Raw genomic sequence first — 20,241 nt, forward strand, 5'->3', positions numbered from 1 at the left:
GTTAGCTGGTGCGAAGGGCCGCGAGCAACCCTTCGACCGGTTGAAAACGAAGATCCAGTTCAGCGAGCAACACGCTCTGCATATCTTTGCGGAATACGTCCAGCCATGCGCCCGGCGTGAGCGCGGGAGCGTCTCCCGACGCCGGGTCGTCGGCCGGCGTCTCTTGCCCGGCCTTGCGCAAACGGTCGAAGTGGCCGCCGAGCAACGCGGGCACGCTCGCCAGCAGACTCCGCTCGCGCACGCCCAGGGCCCGCTCCATGACAGCGTCCACCTCCGCGAGCCGGCTCATGCCGGGCGTCCTGGCGGCCAGCATGGCCCGCAGGCGGCCGCGCAGGTTGCCGATGCCCGTCTCCATCGACTGCTGGATGGACAGATAGGTCTGACGAAAAGCCGGGTAGTCGATAGCCGTATCCATGGGGGCTTCAGAAGCAGGTGCATGCGCGGGCCCACGCCGCTTCCTGGTGGCAAACACCTGATTGCCGACGATGGCGTTTGTCAGCGTGATGCGTACACGGGCGCACTCGTTCTCCTCAGCGCTGCTGAGGGCTCGCGCGCCAGAGGGCACGGCAGGCGGATTGCCGTTGAGCGCAGTGGACAGCGCGATGGCATCTGTCCAGTGAACCCATTGGCTTAGCCGGTCCGAAAGCGGTTGCCTGGATTCGGTCACTTCGACCTCCGCCAGGCGCGCAAGTAAGCGAATGAGCGTCGGGCCGCTGAAAGCTGTGCGCTGTGGGGCTTGCACCATACCACCGGAGAGAAAAAGTTCGCTAGTTTACACGCAGTCGGGAGGGTGGCCGCAGCCTGTTGATCTATCGGGCGGCCGAGGGAGGATTCTCAGCCTGCCCGACACGCTACTTGTAACGTCCGAACTTCCACTTGCTTGTCCTCTGAAGTTGCCGCACGGCCCGACGCGGCCATGAAGGCATGGCCAGGAGGTCAGCGGATGGCGCGACTGGTAGCAGCCCGGCTCCATGCCCGAACTGCATCATGATCAATATATGGCCTTGTCAACGTTTGCACGCGCCGGCGACGGGCGACGTTCCCTGAGTTCGCCCTCCGGGCAGCGTGCAGGCAGGCTTCGAATTACTCGCTGGTGGAGTCCACGGGGACCTTGGCGCCTCGTGGAGGACGGCGGACGGCTCTGAGCTTTCCGCTGTTTCCACCGCCGCAGAAGAACTGCTCGCCGCCATCGGACTCGAGCCCCGACACACCTGTTCCAGATGGCATCTCGAGGCTCTCCAGGACCTCTCCCGTTTGAGCATCGATATGCCTCAACTCGCTCGCGTCATCTTGCCAGGTGCCGTGCCAGAGTTCTCCGTCGACCCACGTGACACCGGTGACGAATCGGTTGGATTCAATGGTGCGGAGAATCGCCCCTGTTTGTGGATCGATTTGATTGATCTTCCGGTCCCGGTACTGCGCCACCCAAAGCGACCCTTCAGCCCAGGTGAGCCCGGAGCACGCGCTGCCGCCGGGCGCCGGGATCGTGGTGAGCACGTGGCCGGTCTGCGGATCGACTTTCTGGATGCGATCCCCGGCAAGCTGGAACAGGTGCTGGCCATCGAACGCTGTTCCTGCATCCGCCGCGACATCGAGCGAGCGCAGCGGCTGTCCGCTCGCCGGATCAAGCGCGTTTAGCTTGTCCCCCGATGCAAACCAGACGTGCTGGCCGTCATACGTGACCCCGGCCACGTGATCGACACCCGGAAAGGGACCATATTCACGGATGATTTCGGCTGCGGATCGCTTCATGGTGTCATCCTAATCATTTGTCAGTGGAGTGGGGAGTAACAAGGCCGTCGCGAATCCGGGCACGGGCGGGGTCAGCCAGCGTCGCGCCCGCCCGCGGCCAAACGACTGCACCTTGCCTGCAGCCGCAAGCGTGTCGAGTGCGCGCTGCACCGTGCGCTGGCTGGCTCCAAGCACAAGCGCCAGGGCCGAACTTGTCCACGACTCGCCGTCGGCAAGGAACACAAGCACCGCCGCATGCTTGTCTTCCACAGGCCGCGCCAGCACGACGACCTCGGGTGCACCGTGCGGCACCAGCGCAAACCCTCGCTTCGTCGCGCTGACGCCGGCCAGCGTCGCAAGCACGGTGCGAAGCCGCCCGACTTCAACTCGCAACCGCGCGCGGTGGGATTCGTCGGCATGTTTTGCACGGAACGCCCGGGCGACGAGCGTGTCCCTCGGCACGTCTTCGGGCCAGGCTTCACCCAGCGCGCGTGCGAGCGCGAACAATACCGGACGCTTGGCGAGCGAGACCACCGTGCCTGCGTCGCATACGACATGACGGCACGCATCCACTACAAGCGCCTTCGACGCCAGCAACCCTTCAACGTCCTCGAGCAGGAGAAGCCGCTCCTCGCCGCACGCAATCAGACGCGCAGAGGGCATGGTCAGGACGAGGAATGCGCTTTCGACCTCGGCCGTCAGCGCGGGGATACCCGCCTCGCGCGCGGCGTGTCCGGCCCGGGCAAGCGCAGCGCGTGCCGTCTTTGTCCGGAGGCGCCGCAGCGCGATCCCCGCAACGACCAACTCGTGGACAGCCTTCAACGCAGGCGGGAAGGGCGTGGGGTCGAGTCCGGCGAGCGCACGCTCAGCCTCGTCGATCTGCCCGATCAGGAGGAGGCGCCGGACCGTGAGATACCGCGCGTGTGCGGCGTTTACGCGGTCGCCGTGTGCTTCGAGTGTCGCTCGCGCGGCATCGAGCGTCTTCGCGGGCCAGCCCAGGTCCCTCGAGGCGAGCGCGATCTCGGCCTCGGCGACGACACACCTCGCGCGGGCGACGGCGTCTTTCGGACCGAAGGCGCGGGCCGCTCTTCGCACGAGCGCTTTCGCCCGAGCGAGATCGCCGAGTTGCGCCATCGCGATGCCGCGCAGTGCGAGCGCAGGCGCGTCGTCGCGCAAGGCCACCTGGTTCAGTGCGCCGAGCGGGTCACCCGCCGCGAGCGCACGCGCTGCGATCTCAATCAGCCAGTCCATGGTCTATTTGAATCCCGACACACTTGTCACTCCCACCGTTCGATGCCCGGCACTAATCTATCACCAACCCGCACGTCGTATCGAGCACGGAACGAACGGCGAAGAACACTCAACGGAAGGAGAGATGATGACGACACACATGACCGGAACACGTAAAGAATGGATGGCGGCGCGGCTTGAACTGCTCAAGACGGAGAAGGAGTTCACGCGGCGCGGCGACGAGCTTGCACAGCAACGTCAGGCGCTGCCGTGGGTTCGAATCGACAAGGACTACCGGTTCGAGACCGATGAAGGGAGCGCTTCGCTGGCGGACCTTTTCAGAGGGCGCTCGCAGCTCCTTGTCTACCACTTCATGTTCGGGCCCGACTACAAGGCGGGGTGCCCGTCGTGCTCGTCGATCGCGGATGGTTTCAATGGCAGTGCGGTCCATCTGGCGAACCACGACGTCACGCTTTCGGCGGTATCACGGGCGCCACTTGCGAAGCTGCAGACGTATAAACACAGGATGGGATGGACGTTTCCCTGGGCGTCCTCATTTGGCAGCGATTTCAACTTCGACTTCAATATCGCGTTCACCGAGGAGCAGCAGCGCGAAGGGAACATCGAATACAACTACGAGCGCGGCGGCTACGCGATGGACGCGGCGCAGATTCCGGAGCCCGTCGCCCAGTTCGCGGCCACATGCGGAACCGACGCGGCGACATACACGCGCGACAGGCCGGGCTTGAGCACGTTTGTACTCGAGGACGGCATTGTCTATCACACGTATTCCACCTACGCACGCGGGGTGGACGGCATCTGGGGCATGTACCAGTGGCTCGACCGCGCCCCCAAGGGACGCAACGAGACCGGCGTCTGGTGGAAGCGCCACGATGAGTACGACCAACGCTGAGGCAGGTCATGGCCCACCTTGGCGCACCCTGGAGGCAGGAGGTCTCGCGACGCATGGCTGGCGAGCGAGCTTTCTTCGCCGTCACGGCGCTGCTCTTCGCTGCCTGCGTGGCGGTGACGATCGTCTGGTGCACGTCCATGTCGGCGATGGGAGAGATGCCCATGCCTGGCGGCTGGACGATGTCGATGGCGTGGATGCGGATGTGCGGACAGACGTGGCGGGGCGCTGCGGCGTCGTTCATCGGCATGTGGGTCGTGATGATGGCAGCGATGATGCTGCCATCCTTCACACCCATGCTGTGGCGCTACCGCCAGGCGGTCGGCAGGACAGGCGAGAGGCGCCTGGGCTGGCTGACTGTACTGGTGGGCGTGGGGTACTTCTTCGTGTGGACCGCGTTCGGGATAGCCGTTTTCCTGCTGGGCAATGCGTTCGCCGCGCTTGCGATGCAACTGCCGGGGCTGGCGCGCGTCGTTCCGGTCGCGGCCGATGCGATCGTCCTGCTTTCCGGCGCACTCCAGTTCACCGCGTGGAAGGCACATCACCTTGCCTGCTGCCGGGACGCTTCGGGGTGTGGCCGGCCGTTGCGGGCGGACGCCGGCACCGCCTGGCGACATGGCCTGCGCCTTGGTCTTCACTGCAGCACCTGCTGTGCCGGCCTGACGGCAATCCTCCTCGTTATCGGGCTCATGGATCTGCGCGTAATGGCTGCCGTGACGGCGGCCATTACCGTCGAACGTCTCGCGCCGGCGGGTGAGCGCGTGGCGCGAGCTATCGGCGCGATCGTGGTTGTTACAGGGTTGGTGCTGATCGCGCGAGCAGCGGGGTCAGGGTGACCGGGTCATCATTTCCCAGGATCAATGACCGAGACCGGTCGCGGCAATCTGCTGCTCCACGTACTGGGCAAACAGGGTATGCAGATGCGTTGTCGGATGAAGGTCGTCGGCAAACATGTACGTCTGATCGGCATTGGACTTCACGTAGGTAGCCGGCGAGCACAGCAATGACGTGTCATCGGGCGTTGTTGCAGGGTTGCAGGCTTCGCCAGTGTTTGACACGGCGAAGCCATTCGCCTGAAAGTTCGCGATGATCTGATCGGCCCAGGTGTAAGAATCGATCTGGATCACCTTGCCTTGCAGGCCATTGGCCTGCAAGGCAGCGTTCAAGTCACTGTTGAACATTTGCGATAACTGGGTCAGGTTTGCCCCGCCGTCGGACGCGGCGAGCCCCTTGGGCGTCAGTCCGACATTCGGGACATTGACCACTACAACATGCGTGGCGCCGCTCTGGATGATCTGTCCAATAACTTGAGCCAGCGTCGTTGCCGCCGTCTGCACGGTCGTCGCCGCGGCCGGCAGCGGTCCGGCGCGAAGCACGTCGTTCGCGCCGGCCCAGACCAGCACCAGTTGACCGGAGTTGAAGCTGCCGTGAGCGGACAGATAGCTCGACACTTGCTGATTAACGGGCATTTCCACGTTGCCGATCACGTTGGTAAGAAAGTCGTACAGGTTTGCCGGCGTTGCCACCGTGGAGCCGCCCTCCGCATAACCGAGGCCACCTTGCGGTCTTAACTCATGAGCGATGTCGATCGTGAACGCCGCGGTAAGCGTGTCTCCGTAGTATTGCGCAACATCCTGAGTCCACACTTGTCCCGGATTGGTTGTGAACCGCCCCCCGCCGACCGCGCTGGCGATCGGCGCGTAGGTCCCCACGTCGGACAGGCTGTCGCCGAACGAAACAACTTGCAGATCGATACCGCCTGGCGGGTTGGGCGCGCCACTCGATCCGCTTCCACCCCCGCCGCATGCGGTAAACAGCGAGATCGCTCCGGCAAGAATTGCAGCACGAACCTTGTCATTACTTCCTTGCATAATTCCTCCACCGCGGGTCGGGGCGGCCCTATCGGCAGCCTGCATATCGCTGTTGCGACATGCAGCTTCGTCAAGCAAAAACCGTGCACCATCTATGGACTCGGGAGGTTCGCCGAATTTCATTGAAGGGCGGCAAATGGCCGGGCAGGGACCTCTCGCTCAGGTTGGCTCTTTACGACCGCAGCCGTATCGCATTTCGACTCGCAACAATTCATGTCGAAATATGTCACGGCGCGCTTCCCCCGCCCGCAAACGCCCGTCTGGCAGCCCTCCGTCGCGGTGAAACCGCGTGACATATCTTCGTTACTGATTAAATCCGCGGGTACTCCTATAGTCCGCCCATCGCCACGACGCAGTGCGGAAAGTGGCCCGGAACCAACAAGGAGATACCGTGAACATTCGCTCGTTCGTCCTGTCGATAACAGCCGCTTTTCCTGCGACCACTGCGTCGGTGCGTGGCGCCCTGCGCAAGCTTGTGCTCGCAGCAACCATCGCCATGCTTGCCCTCAGCAGTGCTTCAGCTTTCGCCTGGTCGCAACACGGCACCGCATACACATCACGTGGCACCTACAACGGCGCTCGATATGGCTCGTGCGGCGGCGGTAGCTGCTCGCATGCAGGGGGTGTCGCCGGCCCTTACGGCGGCTTCGCGAGCAACACCGGGACAGTCACCCGCAACGCGCCGGGCCAGTTTTCGAACTCGGGTACCGCGACCGGACGCTACGGTAATTCGGTGCAGCACGCCGGTGACACCAACTGCGCGGGCGGCACGTGTTCGCACAACGGAACCCTCACCGGACCCGACGGCAAAACGGCCTCCACATCCGGCGACGTGACCAGGACCGCGCCGGGCCAATATTCGTCGTCCGGGTCGATCACGGGCTCGAACGGCAACACGGTCGACCATTCGGCATCGACGAATTGTGCGGGTGAAACGTGCAACCGTTCGGGCACGGTGACCGGCTCCGACGGCGGGAGCGTCTATCACTCCGGTACGGCGACGCAAGTGGCGCCGGGTGTTGTCACGACGTCGACCAGTGCCACGGGTACCCACGGCAACACCGTGACAACGAGTGGCACGGTCACCACCACGGGCGTTGTCACAACGGGTGTTGTCGCCACGGGCAGTACCACGGTTGTCGTCGCGCCGAAGCCGGTGGTGGTTGCTCCTCCAGTCGTCTATGTGCCGCCGCCGCCGGTTGTCTACGTACCGCCCCCGCCGCCGCCGATAGCCGTGTATGTTGCTCCGCGGGTTGTCTATATGGCGCCTGTGCCGCGCACGGTAGTGTGGGTGCCGGCCCACTGGGTCGGGAACATCTGGGTACCGGCGCACTGGTCATGAGAGAGGATGCACGAAGCACGACCGGTGGCATGGTGACCCGAATCGGAGAGCAAGACAGCGTGATGCTCGGGCGTCCAGGCGTTGAATCGCGGCGCAAACTGTCAGGCAAAGCGGGCGCGTTGGCCATGCTGATCGTGGCGATGGCGTTAGCGATTGGCGTGGGTGGCCGTATGACGAACGTCGAAGCGTTGGCCGGGTATCGAGGGAACGAATCCTCGCAGCACTGTGCGGCGCAGTATGCGGAGATGTTGGATCTTGCGAAACTGGCAAGACGCGATGGGAAATCGTCCGATGTCATGGTGCGTGAGCTCACCGTGATGACCGGGCAGATGGATGAGTGCCCTTTGATGGCTCCCGTACAGGTTCAAGCTTCAAGATAGCGGGCTTGTCCGGCGCTGCGCAGCGCACTGAATCCATCGGCTCTATATCGCAGCAAGCAGCCTCTTAGACACCCACGCCAAGGTCGGCAAAGCTGATCGTTTTCGCGCCACAAGCCTCTGTGAACGCCGTGTCATAACTCGAAAAGAAAACCGTCCGGTCCTCAGCCAACGTGGTGAACAAATCGATCAGGACGGCGTGCGCAGAAGCGTCGAGCCCGGCGCCCGGTTCATCCGCGATAACGACCTTGACGTCGCCTACCGCGGCCGACGTCAGGAATATTTTCTTGCGTGTGCCAAACGACATTTGCTCGAAACGCTTGTCCAGATGGGGCGTCAGGCCGAAGCGGTCGGCGAGGTCGAGAGCCTGACTGTCGACGGCTGTATTTCTCTTCGATGCCACAAGTTCCAGATATTCCCGCCCGGTCTGGAGCGAGTAGGGCATGCAGTCCTCGGGCACGTAAGTGAGCACGGACTGCGCCTCAAGCGGAGAAGTCAGCAGCGAGTACTGGTCGATCCAAACCTCGCCCTGGTCGGGTGTGATTGCACCGGCGAGGATGCCGAGCAAGGTGGATTTGCCGCTGCCGCTTTCATCGTTCAGCGCCACGCAGCCCGCGCCGGTGCTATAGCGTAGTCCCTGAAAGACAGAACGCTCGTCGTAACGTTTGCAAAGGTTCTCGAATCGAAGCATGGGTTGCAGACTTTGTCAGAAGAAGATCGGCCGCGCGACGGTCACGCAGGTTGTGATTGGCATGGTGACGGGCGGTGCGGACTCGAAACTGCGGCAAGTGTAGCAGCGCGCAGACGGGGGGTATGACGGCGGGCGAGTCGCTCCCCTCTCCGGAATGTGAGCGCTGAGAAATTTCAATCGTCCTACCAGACAACTCAACGAACGGTACCGTTGGGAAGTGGGCAAAGGTCTCAACTTTGGCGGATATCCGCTAGCGATTGGCGCATCCAATCTTGCGTCTGGCCTCGTAGATTACTCAAGGCGAAGCCGCATTTCTTGCGCGGCCCTTTTTATGCTGCATTGATGCGTGCCACTCATCCTTCGCCGGGTGAAGAATGGTCAGGTCGATGTTACGTATGCGGTCGGATGCGCATCTCAAGCTACGGGATAGACGTCATGTTGAGCACCCCCAAGAGGACAGTTATCGCGGGCCTCCTTGTTGGTGCACTGGTGATTGGTGCATCTGTAATGCGGTCAGGTGAGGGCACTCTTTCAGAGCGTGATGGCGCGTCTGTTTCCGGTGAACTGGACAATAACTCGACCGAAGCCCGGGGAACAAACCCGGATACTACTAGCGGCCATTCCGATGATGTCGCGCACATTCTGCAGGCAGTCCGGGACAGCCTGAAACGCAATGATCTTGCTTCTGCCAAGGTGCTGTTAGGCGCTGTGCAAACGCTTCACAAAGACGATAGTCGAGCGTTAACCCTCGAGAAGGAGTTGCAGGCGCGTGAGGGAAAAGTCGAGATTGGGCCTCCTGCCATGGTTCCGGACAAGCCGCGCAATACATCGAAGCCGACTCGGTTTGCATCGCGGCCGTCTGCGAAATCCGATCGTACGCGTGACAGCGCATCACCGGCTCGCGAACATACGGCCGGCATGTCTCGTCACTCAAGGGTCACGGGCAGACCTCAAGTCAAGACGCCATCGGACAACGGTGTAAGTGTCGACGCAAATAGCCCGGCTCCAGAAATCGGCGTGACGGATTCGACTTCGCTGGAGGCCGCACCAACGGTAGCCAGTACGCCCGCACGACCCACATCGGCACGCGCAACGCCTCCGGTTGAAGAAGCTCTGCGGCCTGTCCAGCCTGTGAATTCCAAGCCGCTTCCAGTGCAATCCGATCAAACTCCAAAGACGCGCGAACAGGTGCGTTCGGAACTGTATCGTGCGCGTGCGAATGGGGCGCTTCCGCGCTTCGGCAATCCCGATCCTGCCGGACCGGGCGGCATCCCAAGCAGTACAAAAACGGAATCCGGCAGTGAATAAGGGAATGAAAAGAAGCCGTCAGACCAAGTATTCACGCCGCTTTTACGGTTTGTTGACGAGTCCTTGCACTCTCTTCACGCGGCATTGTCGGGTCCTTGCCTAGTCTTAAGAACAAAGACCAAATAATCCGTCAGGAGACAAATCATGGACCTGCTTTTTATCGGGGCAATCATCGCCTTCTGGGCGATTTCGTTCGCAATGGCGATTGGCTGCGACAAGCTGCGCCGCACGTCGCATCATCGTGAATAGTGCAATGCAGCACCAAGCGGTCGCGATTCAGACGATGAACGGCGCCATCGAGCGTGTTGCCCGATGACGCCATATCAACAGGAAGACGTCCGCTACGCGCTTCTCGGCAATAAGCTCAGCAACATTCTCAGCAACAGCCACCGCGGCCCGACGTATCCAGCCGCATTCCGTGCAGACCGCGATAAGGCGGTACCTCCGGTGAACTCCATCCATCGAGCAGCCGGGGTTCAAGCCGGTATACCTCGACACCCAGCGGCCGGCAAACTTCGAGCGGATCGCGCGCGTCCGGACCCCACATCGGCAAGGACAAATCTCCGCCGGGACAAGTCGACAGCGCGCACAGCAGATCGATTTCCGCGAAGAACTCCAGGTAGTCACCCTTCTTCGCCGGACACGCCTTCATGAAGTACTGATCGTTCAGGTTGAGCCCGGTGCACTGGAACACATTCAGTACATCGTGCACATCGAATTCGGTGAGGCCGTACGGTGCGATCGCGCGTGTCAGGTTCGAATGGCAATGGAAATCGAAATCTTCGCCGGTCAGCATCCGGTTCACATACGGATCGCAGCGCGTGCCCAGCAGGTCGTGAACGCGACCGCCATGTTCGTCGATTCCGTAGCCGGCCAGGCTGTCGTCGGTGATCGTCACGAGCGGCCGGAGATAGGGCAGGGTCGACCACAGCCGGTCGAACGTGCTGACATGCGCCTGCTGCAACTGGCGCGTGCGGGACGCCCAGAAGCGCTCGCGCGGATTATGCTGATTCCAGATGTTGAGGTCCGCGACCTGCGGCCCTTCAATGGTCACGATCCGGAACACGTGTCCGGCGGGGACCTTCCACGCGTAGCCGGAGCGGATCGGCACCACCGCCGAATCAACCAGCGTGCGCGTTTCATGTGCGGAGGCGACACGCGTATAAAAGTCGCGATCGACTTCGAGCGCGGAACCCTGGGTTACCTGATAAGCGGCCGGATAGTTCAACATGGCTTTGGATCTCCTGAATGAGTCGATGCGAGGCGCCAGCCTCACTCGATAAAAGGACCCTGCAAAGAAGCGGTTCAGAGAAGATCGATCAGCGCTTCTTCCGAGCGGTCCAGGTAGTCGGAAAGTTTCTTGCTTGCCCGCTTGTATTCGCGAGCCACGATCAGGTCGTAGAGTTCGCGGTCGCGTTCGATCCACGGCAACTGGAACCGCCGTTCGTCGGGAGCGGCGGAGAACAGCAAACGCAGCTGCGCGAGAATCGTGCGGAAGAACTGGTCCAGCAGCGCGCTGCCGATCATCTCCACAATGTACTGATGAAAGCGGAGGCTATGCGTGCCCACGCTGCGCCAGTCTTCCTGCAACGCGGCTTGCGCCGTGGCGTCGCACGCGGCGGCCATGGCGTGCAGCACAGCCGGGTCGGGCGAGTCGGTTTTTCCCGGCAGTGCAAGCGCCTGCAGTTCCAGCGTTCGGCGGACCCGGAAAATATCGCGCACGTCGGTGCGTGTGAGCGTGCGCACCACCACGCCGCGATGCCGGTAGTGCACCGCCAGACCTTCCCGGCAAATCTGCCGCAGCGCCTCGCGAAGCGTATTGCGCGAGACGTCGAACGCCTTCGTGAGATCGGCTTCGGTCAGTGGCGTTCCCGGAGCCAGGTCACCGCAGATGATCTTGTCGCGGATCTGCGTGACGATGCGTTCGGTTACGGACTCTTCTTCAATGTGCTCGGTTACGGTCTTGTTTTTGGTCACGGCTAAGTCAGAAACAGGCATGGAAACGGTTCGGGTCATGCAAGCTGGAGGTCTTTAAGAAAGTGCGCGACGCGGGAATCCTTGTCGAACGCGGTCATGACGCGAGGGGCGGCGTCCGCCACGATCGTGCCATTTTCCAGGAAGATTATCCGATCCGAGATGCGGAATGCGAAATTGATCTCGTGCGTGACGATCACCATGGTCATTCCTTCACGCGCAAGCTGCTCGATGACTTTCAGGACTTCGGCTACCAGTTCGGGGTCGAGCGCGGAGGTCGGTTCATCGAAGAGGACGATTGACGGTTTCATGGCCAGCGCCCGCGCAATCGCCACCCGCTGTTGCTGCCCGCCGGAGAGCTGGTGGGGATACTTGTGCGCATGAGCGCCCATTCCTACCTTTGAAAGCATTTCCATGCCGAGCGCGCGCAACGCAGCCTTCGAGCCACGATCGTGATAGCGCGGCGCCAGGGTCACGTTGTCGAGCACGCTGCGATGCGGAAACAGGTTGAAGCTCTGGAATACCATGCCGATATCGACAATGCCACGCATGTGCTCGCGATGCGACACGGCCCGCCGCGCCTTGCTTGCGCCCCATTGGAACAGCTTGCCGTGCAGCACGATCTCGCCGTCGTCGAGCGGTTCCAGACCGTTGAGCGTGCGAATCAGCGAAGTCTTGCCCGAACCCGACGGCCCGATCACCGAGATGACTTCACCCGCCTGCACCTTCAGGTCGACGCCCTTCAGCACTTCATGCTCGCCATAACGCTTGCGCAGACCGGCCGCTTCAAGCGCCACGCGGCCGGTCTTTTCTACCTGTGCCGCCGTCTCGGCAGCGGATGCGGCCGGCGCTGCCGGGCTGAAAGCCGCAGGCTCCCTGCGCGCGACGTCCAGGCGCTGCTCGAGCAGCTTAAGTGCGTAGCCAACCACCGTCACGATCAACACGTAGTAGAACGACACCGCGAGCATGGTCTCGAGGACCTTGAAGTTTTGCGTATAGAGGCGCTCACCCACCAGTAATATTTCCGCGAGCGAGATCACGGACACAAGCGACGTGAGCTTGACGATCGTGATGTATTCGTTGACAAGCGATGGCAAGGCTACGCGAAACGCCTGCGGCACCACCACCAGCCTCTGCAGGCCGAGGTACCGCAACCCGAGCGCGCGACCCGCCTCGAACTGACCCTTGCCGATGGAAAGCAGGCCGCCCCGGTGAATCTCCGCTATATAAGCGGCTTCGCTGATCGACAGCGCAATCAGGCCTGCCCAGAAGGGATCCGCGAGCACCACGCTCGACGCGGGAAACACTTGCGGCAGGTTGTACACGAAGATCAGCAGCACGAGCAACGGCAGGCTGCGAAACAGCCAGATGTACGCAGAACACGCCACGCGCAATGGTGCAATGCGTGACTGCTTGCCGAGCGCCAGGAGGAACCCGGCGACGATACCGATCATCCACGTCGCTATGCTGAGTTCGACCACGCGCCAGGATGCGCTCCAGAATGCCTTGTCGGCGAGCAGTGACAGGGCGTAGTGCCAGTCAAAAATCATTCATCTTCTCCGCAAGGCGACGTGGCCGTTCGAACGCGTCGCGTCGCCCGTGACTGGGGGCTGGTGGGGTGAGGCCGATACGGGTTGCTTATGCGAGACGTTCAGTTAGCCGCGCCGAGTGCTTGCGCGATCTCTGCGCCGGTCGGTTCGGCGACGTTGTAGCGCTTGAGCAGAGCGGCGTACTCGCCGTCATGCTTCATCGTGTCGAGCGCGCCTTTCACCGCCGCGAGCAACGCGGGATCGCTCTTCGCGACACCCAGCCCGACCACCACCGGGAACAGCGGCGTAGTCGACGTGATGGCAAGCCTCCCGCTCATCTTGTCGACAGTCATCTTCGCCACGGCCGAGTCCTCGAACTGCGCATCGACAGCATGAGCCAGCAGCGCCTGGGAGGCTTGCGGCGAGGTCTCGAACTCGCGTACATCGATAGGCGCCAAGCCCTTCGATGCACAGGAATCCTGACTGACCTTCGCCAGTTTGGGGATCCACGAAGCGCCCTTGATCGAACTGACGCGCTTGCCGCACAGGGCTTCGGGCGTTGCGGGCTTGAAACCGCTGCCGGTCAACGCGAGGAGCGAGCCGCCGGTCTTGAAGTAGGGCACGAAATCAATCTGTTTCGCGCGCTCGGGCGTGACATAGAGCGCGGACGCAATGATGTCGATGCGTTTCGCGTTGACCCCCAGGATCAGGTTGGCGAAACGCGTGTCGACGAATTGCGGTTTGAGTTGCAGGCGCGACGCGAGCGAGGTCATGAAATCAGGATCGAGTCCGGCGGGCGTGTCGCCATCCATGAACGCGTACGGCGGATAGGTCAGGTCGGAGCCAATGGTGAGCGTGCCTGCGGCGATGGTGGGCGGCGCCGGCGTAGCGGCGTTGGCCGCACCCTGAAGGACCAGCAGCATCAAACCAGCGAGCCCGGCAACCAGGGCGCGGCGCGGGGAGAAGGACGGACGATAAGCATGCATGGACGTTCCCTTTCTGTGGAAAGGATCGCTCTTGGCGACCCGCATTGTTGAACAATGTGCGTAATGTTGTTCAACAAAATAAGGATGTCAAGACTTTGCGAAACGTCGGGTGGAGGTATTTTCGGTGACCCGCGAAGTGCTCGCGAACGCAGAGGATCGTGCGTTCAACACCCGCGGTGAATCGTTATGGTTGCGACGAAATTGACGAGAACTGCCTGAGGGTGCGTCGGGTCCTGACAGCTATCAGCTGTGACCGTGCGCGGAAGCGGTGGTCGGGATTTGCGTGACGGCGGAAGCGGGAACGGACCGGCATTGCCGCCTTACCAGAACCCGTGATCGTGCGAATTCGGTCCGATACGGGCTTGGCGGAGTAGGGACGGGAGTTGGGCGGGGTCCAGAAGCTATCCCCAGCGTCGCGCTAGATCTAGCCGAGCAGCGGGGGTTCGAGCCATCCTGACCTGGGGATCTGGAAAATACGGGGAAAGGCGGGGACGCAACAATATTGCCTGGCGTTGAGGCAATGCTTCTGTTGCCGCGCAGAACCGGCCGAAGTGTTCGTGCCGTGTAGGCCACCGAATTGCAGCGCAGAGCGCGCGGGGGGAGGCTGCGGAACCGCCGCAAACCTCCTGTCCCAGCCCGCTTCTTTTATCCGGCAACCTTCTCCGGATCCGGAACGGCTGCATTTTCGGCAACCGCCACCTTCTCAGGAGCAGCCGCCTTCGACGCTACCCTGGCCAGGCGGCCTTCTTCCAGCTTTGTCGCGCGGACGCCGTCTTCAGGCGATACACGGCCGGCTTCCTCACCCGCGAGGTCAACCCTCACCGCGCCTTCGACCATGGCTGTCCAATAGCGGCTGCCGCGGCACCAGATCTTGATCGCGGCGCGCAATTCAGTCTCGCTCAGCGCCAATTCCGTAGCGTGCGCGAGAAGATCTTCGAAAATGCCGATCTTCAGCGGCACCTTGGGCGACGGGTTTTTCGGGAACGCCTTCGGAAACCGTTTTTGCAGCTTCCCGATCGTCAACACCACGGGGTCCACGGGTTTCGACCTGACCGCGACAGGAGCAGCAGGCCGGGCCGCAGGCCGGGGAGGACGCGGCGGCTTGGCGACCTGCTTCGAGACTGGCGCGGACGCGGGCCTTGCGCCGGGCTTGGACAAAGCGGGCTTGGACAAAGCGGGCTTGGAGCCGGGCTTAGAGGCAGCAGGCTTCGCCGCGGGCTTCGACTGCGCGCGCTTCTCCTGCTTCTCTTTCTCGAGTTGTTGTTTCAATACAGCGAGCTGTTCAAAGCCCATAGCACATGACCAGGCAAGTAAAACACGGATTCTAGCAGCCCGCCGCACCCGGCGTTCTGCAGCCTCGGGCGGACGGGATAATCATCAGTCAATTGCGGCATCTGTCGACGCCGGCAATCGTTCTAAAACAGCCTCCGGCCGCTGATGGACAACCGGGCGGAGCACCAAGGCATCTGCCCTCCGGGAACGCTCTGAAAGTTCTCTAAACGAGCCCTGAAAGCATCAACCGACGCATCCGCCGTATTCACTCAAAGCGAAATTTCGGTTCCAAGCCGTGCGAGGAACTGACCCAGCCATTGCGGGTGAGCGGGCCACGCGGGGGCTGTCACGAAATTGCCGTCAGTGACCGCGCTGTCCACTTCAATTTCCGCATAGTCTGCGCCAGCCAACCGGACTTCCGGTGCGCAAGCGGGATAGGCGGAGATCCGCTTGCCGCGAATCACGTCGGCTGCCGCCAGCAACTGCGCGCCGTGACAGACGGCGGCAATCGGTTTTCCGGCGGCTGCGAACTGCCGTACGATTTCAATCACCCGTTTGTTCAGCCGCAGGTATTCCGGCGCACGGCCGCCGGCGATCATCAACGCGTCGTAACCGGCGACATCGACGTCATCGAAATTCGCGTTCAGCGCAAACAGATGCCCCGGCTTTTCAGTGTAGGTCTGGTCACCTTCGAAGTCGTGGATCGCGGTCTTGATCTTGTCTCCGCTCTTCTTTCCAGGGCACACGGCATGCACCGTGTGGCCGACCATCTGGAGCGCCTGGAAAGGCACCATGGTTTCATAATCTTCCGCGAAGTCGCCGGTCAGAAATAAGATCTTCTTGGCTGCCATGCTGTTCCCCTGTCAAAGAAAATCACGCGCTAATGTGGCCCGGCCAAACCGGAACCATTCGATTTATCTTAGCTTGTCTTCATGGCAGAACGAGGATACTTTGCCGCTTGCCGGATAAATCGTGTTTGAGCAGTTTAAGCATTGCGCCAAGGGGAGGTTCTTCTTCAGCGCATTTTTCGCCAGAGACAAGCCATTTTTGCTAACGTGCTGAACCTTCACCGGACCGCGCGACCACGACGCGTCCGTGGCCCATCAAACATGGCTGCCCGCAGTCCCTGCCTGACACCCGACCCGCATGACCGATCCGCTGATTCCCGCCACGCTTGCTTTGCGCCCCAATGGGTCGCCGTATTCGCCCGAATACGGCGATATCTATCACAGCATCGTGGGCAGTCTTGCCCAGTCGCACCATGTATTTTTGCAGGGCAACGGTTTGCCCGGACGATGGCAGGGGCGTCAAACGTTTACCGTGCTTGAAACCGGTTTTGGCATGGGCATCAATTTCCTGACGACGTGGGCCGCATGGCGCGCCGATCCCGCGCGCAGCGAACGGCTGCATTTTGTGTCGATCGAAAAGCACCCGTTTTCGACGGACGATCTGCGGCGTGCCTACGCAGTGACCGTGGACGATGAATCCGTTCTTGCGCTGGCCGACACGCTCGCCGCCGCGTGGCCGCCGCTGGAACCCGGCACGCACCAGTTGGATTTCGACGATTGCCACGTCACGCTGACGCTTATATTCGGCGACGCGGTGGAGATATTGCCCACACTGCGGTTGCGCGCCGACGCGTTCTATCTCGACGGTTTTGCGCCGGCTAAAAATCCTGAACTCTGGACGCCCACGATCTTCAAGTCGCTCGCCGCCCTGGCCGGTGACGACACCACGTTTTCCACCTACACCAGCGCCGGCGATGTGAAACGCGCGCTGCTGCAAGCAGGGTTTGAATATCGGAAGGTGGCAGGCTTTGGCTGGAAACGCGCCATGCTCTTGGGCCGCTTTGTGCCGCGCTAAGAGCGCCAAGGTGCGGGTGGTACTCCGCCACTCTGCGAGAAGTCCCCCCACCGGCGCCGTACAGGACGTGCCCTTTCCAACGGCCGTTGGCGCAGGCAGGAACTAGTCCAGGCCAAGACCCGACGGTGTCTCCGCATCGCGCATGTTGTAGGCGGACAAGATCCGGTACAGCGTGACACGGGACACGCCGAGTTCGCGTGCCGCGTCGCCCACGCGTCCGCGATTTCTCAGCAAGGCCATTTCGATAGCCTGCCGTTCTCCCACCTCGCGCGCCTGCGCAAGCGACATGGGCACGCATTCCGCAAACTCGCCGAGTTCGAGATCATTCGCGCCGATCAACCGGCCTTCGGCCATCACGATCGCGCGCCGCACGCGGTTGATCAGCTCTCGCACGTTACCGGGCCAGCCATAGTTATGGATCGCGGCGATGGCGTCAGGGGCGAAACCGCGCAGACGCCGGCTGGCGTCTTTCTCGAATCGATCCAGCATGTGCCGGGCCAGCAATTCAATGTCCTTGCCGCGTGCCCGCAGCGGCGGCTCCTCGATCTGCAGCACACACAACCGGTGATAAAGGTCAGAGCGGAACCGGCCTTCAACCATGGCCGTCTGCATGTCGACGTGCGTAGCCGAGACAATGCGCACATCAACGGGCGTGGACTCATGGCCGCCCAGGCGCTCGATCTTGCGCTCCTGAAGAAAGCGCAGCAGGCTCGCCTGGCTTTCGAGCGGCAGGTCGCCGATTTCATCGAGGAACAGCGTGCCGCCGTTCGCTGCTTCCACACGCCCGATCTTGCGTTGGTTCGCGCCGGTGAACGCGCCGCGTTCATAACCGAATAACTCGGACTGCAACAGATGCGCGGGAATGGCCCCGCAATTGATTGCGACAAACGGTTCGTTGCGCCGCACTGAGCGCGCGTGAATGGCTACCGCGGTCAGCTCCTTGCCCGTGCCCGACTCACCCGAGATAAACACGGGCGCGTCGGTCATGGCCACCTTGCGGATCGCGCGGAAGAGCGCGAGCATGGCGTCGCATGAGCCGATCATGTCGCCTTCGGCGTTGCTGTCGTTCTTGGCGTCGACCGCGTCGCGTGACCCTCCGTCATGCAGCGCGGCGATGCCATAAGCATGGCCAAGCGCATTCAAAATGCGTTCGCCCGATGCGGGGAGCGTTACATAATCAAAGCAAAAATCCCGGACGAGACGCCGGATAGTCGAATCTTCAAGTTGCGCCGGCGTCAAGAGCGCTAACCAGCCCACTGTCTTTACCGATAGCCAGGTTTCGGCCAGCCGCAGATTGGCGAGAACGTTTCGCGCCGAGAAATCGAGTAAACCGCCACTGGGTTTTGATGAAAAATTCCCCGGCTCCCGGTCCAGTTCCAGAGATTTGACTGTCCAGCCACGCGTATCCAGGAGCGAGCGAAGTTCGAGCGTCAAAGGATCGCCTACGTAAAACAGATGCCTGGGAAGCGGAGAAGCAGCCATGAAAATCATACCGGTTAGTTATAGCGAACACCGCTATCAGCACGCTGCGGGGTCAGCACATTTTGGACACGTCGCGAAAGTTGCAGTTGTCGCCCTCACGAAAACTGCACACGCTTTAGTTATATCGACTCAATACGCGCAAACTTGAAGGAATCGAAGATTGGCCGGCTGTCTCTTGGTCATGCCGTAAAGCCCCGTCAAGTCTTGTTAAGCCTTGTTGGAAGTTCGCATTCCCTCTTCGGGCGAGCATCAACCAAGCGCCAGGTAACAGCTTTCATGTCCTCACCGGCCAAGCATTGTTTGCCGTAATACGCTTTTATAGCCCTTATTAGCATATGTTATCTGCGCGCGTGTCCGGTTTGCTTGCTTTTTGGTACCGTTACTAATTATTTCACGTAATTTGACGTTCACCCATTGCGGGTATCTACCGGGTTCAATTGTTTTGAGAAAGCAACACGTCCGGCGAGTTTGAATCAGGCGTCGGTTAGCGATCTTCGTGATCCGTAACGGACGCAAATACTGGTCCTGGCCAAAAATAGCGCTAGCCTGGTTATTTGTATGAACATTAAAACCCGGGCGCAGAGAGGTTCAGGCTCATATCAGGTCTATCGGGTCTCCAGCTTCATCCCAGCACCAACCCAGCGCCTTTGAGTGCATCGCGAATGCCAAGCGCCGGATAGGCCTGGTCGACGGTGCGCATGTCGACACGAGTCTCCTCGACAATCCAGTCGCGGATCGCTTCGACCACCGGACGCATCGGCCGGTTTTCCGGCGATACCAGACAACACCGCCTGCTGGTCACGAGCAACTCCTGCTCGGCCGGCAGCAACGCGCCTTCCGCCAGCCAGTGCGATACGACGTTGAGCCAGCCAAGCGCAATCCCTTGCCCGAGCAACGCGGCCTGCACGACGATGGCGTAGTCGTTGAAGCTCAGCATGTTGACCGCACGCCGCTTGTGCTGGCCAAACGCGCTGAAGCGGTCATGCCAGCCACGCTCGCCGTCGTCCATCACGATGATGGTGTCTCCATGCGCGCCGGCCTCGTCCAGCAGCGCCTGTTCGTGATACCGGCGGTTACACACCGGCAGCAGCACTTCAGGCATCACAAGCACGCTGTTCGCGCCTATCTCGTCCTGCGTCATGAAACGCATGCCAAGATCGACGTCGACAAGCGGCCCGCCAATGCGCCCGGAAATCAGTTGAAAGCGCAGGTCGACGGAAGGGAATGCCTGGTTGAGCCGGTTCATGCGCGGCATCAGCCAGTGTGTGGTGAAAGCAGTGGACACCGATAACGTCACAGACTCCACACCCGTTGCGCGCGCCTCTATCTCGCGGATCGCGCCTTCAATCCCGCTGAAGCCCTCCGAGATTTTCCGGTAAAGGATCCGGCCGTTCTCGGTCAGTTCGATACCGCCTCGCACGCGCTCGAACAAACGCACGCCCAGATGGTCTTCCATGCGCGCCAGCATCCGGCTGACGGCGGGTTGGCTCACGTAAAGCTCCTGCGCCGCGCGGGTAAAGTTGCCGCAGCGCGCGGCGGCTTCAAAGACGAACAGCGCGTTCGCGCTCGGCAGTTTCTTGCGTAGATTAGGCATGACCTCATGTTATGCCTGATCCAACAATTCGGGAATTGCGGCCAAAAACATCGCACCGTATATTTTGAGCAACCGAAGACT

19 protein-coding genes and 1 pseudogene are annotated in these 20,241 nt (G+C 61.5%); 7 read left to right on the forward strand and 13 right to left on the reverse strand.

Annotated elements, in window-relative coordinates; all coding sequences use genetic code 11:
- Position 1: 1 nt before the first annotated feature.
- From AWB69_RS23490 to AWB69_RS23500, 3 genes are all read right to left on the reverse strand, one after another.
- Complete coding sequence (locus tag AWB69_RS23490) at positions 2 to 745, reverse strand: DUF3348 domain-containing protein (protein ID WP_062089219.1); 744 nt, start codon at positions 743 to 745, stop codon at positions 2 to 4.
- A gap of 338 nt (positions 746 to 1,083) precedes the next feature.
- Positions 1,084 to 1,752, reverse strand: coding sequence for a Vgb family protein (locus tag AWB69_RS23495; protein ID WP_062089220.1), 669 nt, complete (start codon positions 1,750 to 1,752; stop codon positions 1,084 to 1,086).
- Between the two features lie 9 nt (positions 1,753 to 1,761).
- Positions 1,762 to 2,982: a hypothetical protein gene (locus AWB69_RS23500; protein ID WP_062089221.1), complete on the reverse strand. Its 1,221-nt coding sequence runs from the start codon at positions 2,980 to 2,982 to the stop codon at positions 1,762 to 1,764.
- 127 nt (positions 2,983 to 3,109) lie between these two features.
- Here AWB69_RS23500 and AWB69_RS23505 point away from each other — a divergent pair, with 127 nt between their 5' ends.
- Both AWB69_RS23505 and AWB69_RS23510 read left to right on the forward strand, forming a co-directional pair.
- Positions 3,110 to 3,874 (forward strand): DUF899 domain-containing protein, encoded by a 765-nt coding sequence (locus AWB69_RS23505; RefSeq protein ID WP_197500304.1) that lies wholly within the window; start codon positions 3,110 to 3,112, stop codon positions 3,872 to 3,874.
- Between the two features lie 53 nt (positions 3,875 to 3,927).
- On the forward strand, positions 3,928 to 4,707 hold the full coding sequence (locus AWB69_RS23510; protein ID WP_062089223.1) for a DUF2182 domain-containing protein: 780 nt from the start codon (positions 3,928 to 3,930) through the stop codon (positions 4,705 to 4,707).
- Positions 4,708 to 4,728: 21 nt separating this feature from the next.
- Here AWB69_RS23510 and AWB69_RS23515 read toward each other — a convergent pair whose 3' ends face one another.
- The gene (locus tag AWB69_RS23515) at positions 4,729 to 5,742 is read right to left on the reverse strand and encodes an SGNH/GDSL hydrolase family protein (protein ID WP_062089224.1); all 1,014 of its coding nucleotides are present in this window, start codon (positions 5,740 to 5,742) and stop codon (positions 4,729 to 4,731) included.
- Between the two features lie 391 nt (positions 5,743 to 6,133).
- Here AWB69_RS23515 and AWB69_RS23520 point away from each other — a divergent pair, with 391 nt between their 5' ends.
- Complete coding sequence (locus AWB69_RS23520) at positions 6,134 to 7,084, forward strand: hypothetical protein (RefSeq protein ID WP_062089225.1); 951 nt, start codon at positions 6,134 to 6,136, stop codon at positions 7,082 to 7,084.
- Positions 7,085 to 7,113: 29 nt separating this feature from the next.
- A complete protein-coding gene (locus AWB69_RS23525) occupies positions 7,114 to 7,464 on the forward strand; it encodes a hypothetical protein (protein WP_062089226.1) in 351 nt (116 codons plus the stop codon).
- 64 nt (positions 7,465 to 7,528) lie between these two features.
- Here AWB69_RS23525 and AWB69_RS23530 read toward each other — a convergent pair whose 3' ends face one another.
- Positions 7,529 to 8,152 (reverse strand): ABC transporter ATP-binding protein, encoded by a 624-nt coding sequence (locus AWB69_RS23530; RefSeq protein ID WP_062089227.1) that lies wholly within the window; start codon positions 8,150 to 8,152, stop codon positions 7,529 to 7,531.
- A gap of 405 nt (positions 8,153 to 8,557) precedes the next feature.
- On the opposite strand from AWB69_RS23530, the gene AWB69_RS47125 reads away from it, so the two are divergent.
- Both AWB69_RS47125 and AWB69_RS48765 read left to right on the forward strand, forming a co-directional pair.
- Positions 8,558 to 9,460, forward strand: coding sequence for a DUF4148 domain-containing protein (locus tag AWB69_RS47125; protein WP_197500302.1), 903 nt, complete (start codon positions 8,558 to 8,560; stop codon positions 9,458 to 9,460).
- Positions 9,461 to 9,604: 144 nt separating this feature from the next.
- Entirely contained in the window at positions 9,605 to 9,709 is a 105-nt protein-coding gene (locus AWB69_RS48765; RefSeq protein WP_197500303.1) for a potassium ABC transporter ATPase, read from the forward strand.
- 127 nt (positions 9,710 to 9,836) lie between these two features.
- Here AWB69_RS48765 and AWB69_RS23540 read toward each other — a convergent pair whose 3' ends face one another.
- The 6 genes from AWB69_RS23540 to AWB69_RS23565 form a co-directional block, all read right to left on the reverse strand.
- Positions 9,837 to 10,691, reverse strand: coding sequence for an urea carboxylase-associated family protein (locus tag AWB69_RS23540; RefSeq protein WP_062089229.1), 855 nt, complete (start codon positions 10,689 to 10,691; stop codon positions 9,837 to 9,839).
- Positions 10,692 to 10,765: 74 nt separating this feature from the next.
- Entirely contained in the window at positions 10,766 to 11,437 is a 672-nt protein-coding gene (locus tag AWB69_RS23545) for a GntR family transcriptional regulator (RefSeq protein WP_231937210.1), read from the reverse strand.
- Positions 11,438 to 11,472: 35 nt separating this feature from the next.
- Positions 11,473 to 12,984, reverse strand: coding sequence for an amino acid ABC transporter permease/ATP-binding protein (locus tag AWB69_RS23550; protein ID WP_062089231.1), 1,512 nt, complete (start codon positions 12,982 to 12,984; stop codon positions 11,473 to 11,475).
- Positions 12,985 to 13,085: 101 nt separating this feature from the next.
- Entirely contained in the window at positions 13,086 to 13,886 is an 801-nt protein-coding gene (locus tag AWB69_RS23555) for an ABC transporter substrate-binding protein (RefSeq protein ID WP_407923054.1), read from the reverse strand.
- Positions 13,887 to 14,594: 708 nt separating this feature from the next.
- Positions 14,595 to 15,242, reverse strand: a complete 648-nt coding sequence (locus AWB69_RS23560; protein ID WP_062089233.1) for a ProQ/FinO family protein — start codon at positions 15,240 to 15,242, stop codon at positions 14,595 to 14,597.
- A gap of 248 nt (positions 15,243 to 15,490) precedes the next feature.
- Complete coding sequence (locus AWB69_RS23565) at positions 15,491 to 16,072, reverse strand: DJ-1/PfpI family protein (RefSeq protein ID WP_062089234.1); 582 nt, start codon at positions 16,070 to 16,072, stop codon at positions 15,491 to 15,493.
- 295 nt (positions 16,073 to 16,367) lie between these two features.
- On the opposite strand from AWB69_RS23565, the pseudogene mnmD reads away from it, so the two are divergent.
- A pseudogene (gene mnmD / locus AWB69_RS23570) lies at positions 16,368 to 17,081 on the forward strand (tRNA (5-methylaminomethyl-2-thiouridine)(34)-methyltransferase MnmD); the annotation flags it as partial.
- Positions 17,082 to 17,186: 105 nt separating this feature from the next.
- Here mnmD and AWB69_RS23575 read toward each other — a convergent pair.
- Together AWB69_RS23575 and AWB69_RS23580 are read right to left on the reverse strand one after the other, a co-directional pair.
- Positions 17,187 to 18,566 carry a sigma-54 dependent transcriptional regulator gene (locus AWB69_RS23575; RefSeq protein WP_062089235.1) on the reverse strand — a complete coding sequence of 460 codons (1,380 nt, stop codon included), beginning with the start codon at positions 18,564 to 18,566 and terminating at the stop codon, positions 17,187 to 17,189.
- 622 nt (positions 18,567 to 19,188) lie between these two features.
- Entirely contained in the window at positions 19,189 to 20,160 is a 972-nt protein-coding gene (locus tag AWB69_RS23580) for a LysR family transcriptional regulator (RefSeq protein ID WP_062089236.1), read from the reverse strand.
- Between the last annotated feature and the right edge of the window lie 81 nt (positions 20,161 to 20,241).

Origin of the sequence: Caballeronia udeis (genome assembly GCF_001544555.2) — a bacterium.
Lineage (GTDB): Bacteria > Pseudomonadota > Gammaproteobacteria > Burkholderiales > Burkholderiaceae > Caballeronia > Caballeronia udeis.